Genomic DNA, 2,276 nt, shown 5'->3' on the forward strand with positions numbered 1-2,276 from the left:
TTTAATGAGCATAACTATAAAAAAATAATTTTTGTAGTTTTAAATTAGTTATATCGTTTATTTCTTTTTGTTGAGCTTGATGAATTAAATAATAATAGGACATATTTATCAAATTATTTTTTGCTTTGAATAAGTCGTCTAAATAATTAGTTTTAAATTCATAATTAACTGTTGCCATTTAATCTCTCCTTTTTTAATTATTATGTTATATATTATAACATACATTTACATAATTTTAACCCTTTTTGAAAAATATTTATTATTTGGACATGATTTGTGTTATATTATAATAAGAAAAACGTTTAAAAAAGTGCAAAAAAAGACCGACCAAAAAAGGAACCGAAGGTTATGCCGACAAAACTAAAAAGACTTTACCTTATAATCCTTTTAAAATCCGTAATAATTCTACTTATTACGAAATCTTGTTAGAGAAATGACATATGAAGAAATATGCCATTTTTTTTAAAATTGCCGCACGATTCGATACCTAAAAATTATTTCACTAACGACGCTCATTGTTTAATTAAAACATCCTAGTATCGCAAGAGCTAAAAAGAAGGCTTATTTATCCATCATATAGACGAAAGTAAAGTGTGTCCCACTTCTTTTCCGACCTTCCACAAGTCTCACAAAGACCTTTTGCATACTAAACAAGTCTACAGATTAGTGCATTGCAACCTCTTAGAGCATTTTAATACTGCATGCTAAATAATTATTATATGAATTTAACCAAGGTAAAGACGGTATGGCATCTTTTTTAAACCAGAATTAAACACTATTTATAGTGGTAATAAATTTCCTCAATTATGGAAAAATGGTCCTGTTACAGAAATAGTAAAACCTTGGGAAAAAGATTATTTGAAAACTCTTACGCAATTAAAAGAATACGATTATCAAATGGTATTACCGCCTTTGGCAAAAGCGAAAAACATTAAAAAATTGGATTTTTATCAAAAATTACAACAATTAGGTTTAGTTTTAATGTTAAAACCATGATATGGTCTTTTTTTCTTTTATCAATATTCTCTTAATAATTGTTTAACTTCAGTTCTGGTTAAAGAGCGGTATTTCCCTTTAGGCAAATGATCTAAGGTCAGAAAATCATATCTATAACGCTTTAGTTTTAAAACTTCAAAACCCATTTCTTCCATCATTTTTCTAATTTGACGGTTTTTCCCTTCAGAAATCGTGATCGATAACCAAGTAGAAGGTAAAGGTTTTTTGGTTTGTTTTAAAATATGGACTCCTTGAGGAATAGATAAATAATTATGATCAATGATAATCCCTTTTTTTAACTTTTTTAATTCTGAAGAAGTTAAAAAATGGTTTATTTGGACATGATATTCTTTGGGAACTAAAGAAGAAGGATGAGTTAATTTTTGGGTTAATTCTCCGTCATTAGTAATAATCAATAAACCTTCTGTTTTGAAATCAAGTCTGCCGACGGGATAAAGTCTTTGTTGACGTTCTTCTTTAATTAAATCAAGCACAATAGGTCTTTTTTTATCATCTTGAACACTAGTAATATAACCACTAGGTTTATGGAGTAAAAAATAAAGATATGGTGCTTTTTGAATAGGCTTATCGTCTACTAAAATAACATCTTTTGGAGATACTTTAGTACCGAAAGTAGTCACTATCTTACCGTTAACTTTCACTCTTTTAGCTAAAATTAATAATTCAGCTTTTCTTCTAGAAGCGATATTAGAGTTAGCTAAAATTTTTTGTATTCTTTCCATTATATAAACCTACTTTTTTTATCTCTTAGTATCTTAAATTATAAATAATTTTTCTTTAAATGATGTATTTTAATCTTGACTTTTTTAATAAAAAGAGGAACTTTTCCATAAGTTCCTCTTTGGGGGATAAATGTAATTGATATTTAAAATCAATTGTTGGTTGGGTTGTTGTCTGAAGGTTTTGTAATAAATTCAATGAATAATTTATCAAATTCCTTAAAAGCTTGTTCTTATTGTTCTTTATTGTTTTCTGCATGCTATCAAATGAAATCAAAATTTCAAAACTGAATACGCATTTAAACAAAATTGAGAAGAGATTGAAAAACAACAAGTGAGTTTCAAAACACACTTTTCAATGGCTTACTAATAATATTGAAAGTTACTATATGGCTTTTAATAAAATAGCAACAAATTCAAGGCGCACAGTAAAAGCTGTGAACTGTTCCAAAACTTTAGACACTTTTTACTTTTTAAAAATTCTTTAAGACTAACTATTAAGTTAGTCTTTTTTTCTTTTCTAAGACTAAAAAAAATAAT

3 protein-coding genes are annotated in these 2,276 nt (G+C 27.0%); 1 reads left to right on the top strand and 2 read right to left on the bottom strand.

What is annotated here, in order from left to right:
* Nucleotide 1: 1 nt before the first annotated feature.
* Nucleotides 2–178: a hypothetical protein gene (locus RI68_RS04115; protein WP_017193763.1), complete on the bottom strand. Its 177-nt coding sequence runs from the start codon at nucleotides 176–178 to the stop codon at nucleotides 2–4.
* 680 nt (nucleotides 179–858) lie between these two features.
* Between RI68_RS04115 and RI68_RS04120 the strand changes: the two genes are divergently transcribed.
* On the top strand, nucleotides 859–996 hold the full coding sequence (locus RI68_RS04120) for a hypothetical protein (RefSeq protein ID WP_017193764.1): 138 nt from the start codon (nucleotides 859–861) through the stop codon (nucleotides 994–996).
* A gap of 20 nt (nucleotides 997–1,016) precedes the next feature.
* On the opposite strand, the gene RI68_RS03075 is transcribed toward RI68_RS04120, so the two are convergent.
* The gene (locus RI68_RS03075; RefSeq protein ID WP_017193765.1) at nucleotides 1,017–1,739 is read right to left on the bottom strand and encodes a pseudouridine synthase; all 723 of its coding nucleotides are present in this window, start codon (nucleotides 1,737–1,739) and stop codon (nucleotides 1,017–1,019) included.
* Nucleotides 1,740–2,276 lie beyond the last annotated feature (537 nt).

Origin of the sequence: Vaccinium witches'-broom phytoplasma str. VAC (assembly GCF_000309405.1) — a bacterium.
Classification (GTDB): Bacteria; Bacillota_I; Bacilli_A; order Acholeplasmatales; family Acholeplasmataceae; genus Phytoplasma.